A 681-nucleotide genomic window follows, 5' to 3' on the forward strand; every position below is an offset into this window, starting at 1 on the left:
CATGTCCGCATCCATCGCAAATCTGTTTACCTGGAAGCTTCACGGCGACGGCAAAACCCTGGCGCCCGGGGAGGTCGTGGAGCCTGACGAGCGTCTGACGTGGGGACGCACCGCCGGCATCGGCGCGCAGCATGTCATCGCCATGTTCGGCGCGACGTTCCTTGTGCCGATCCTGACGCATTTCGATCCGTCCACCACGCTGTTCTTCACAGCCATGTCGACGATGCTGTTCCTGCTGATCAACAGGAACGTGCTGCCGAGCTATCTCGGCTCGTCATTCGGCTTCATCGCGCCGGTCACCGCCGTGGCTTCGGCCAACAAGGGCGTCGCCGTGGCCAGCTTCGGCATCATGGCCACCGGCGTCCTGCTGGCCCTGGTCGGCGTGGCGGTGCATTACGCCGGCGCCAGATGGATCGACGTCATCATGCCGCCGGTGGTCAACGGCGCCATCGTCGCCATCATCGGCTTCAATCTGGCTCCCAGCGTGTGGAGCAATTTCCAGGCCGCGCCCGACACCGCCGTCGTCACCCTGGTCGCCGTGCTGCTGGTCGCGGTCCTGTTCAGGGGACTGCTGGGGCGTCTCAATATCCTGATCGGCGTGATCATCGGCTATGCCTACGCGTGCGTGCGCGGCCAGGTCGATTTCTCGGCCATCGGCAAGGCCGCGTGGGTCGGCCTGCC

The 681-nt window shown here is 65.2% G+C and carries 1 protein-coding gene; it reads left to right on the top strand.

Translation table 11 applies throughout. The annotated features are described in order from the left end of the window. Positions 1-13 precede the first annotated feature (13 nt). A partial coding sequence (locus tag B2994_RS00310; RefSeq protein WP_291526449.1) for a solute carrier family 23 protein occupies positions 14-681 on the top strand: 668 nt, incomplete at its 3' end.

It is taken from the genome of Bifidobacterium sp. UBA744, assembly GCA_002298605.1.
Classification (GTDB): Bacteria; Actinomycetota; Actinomycetes; order Actinomycetales; family Bifidobacteriaceae; genus Bifidobacterium.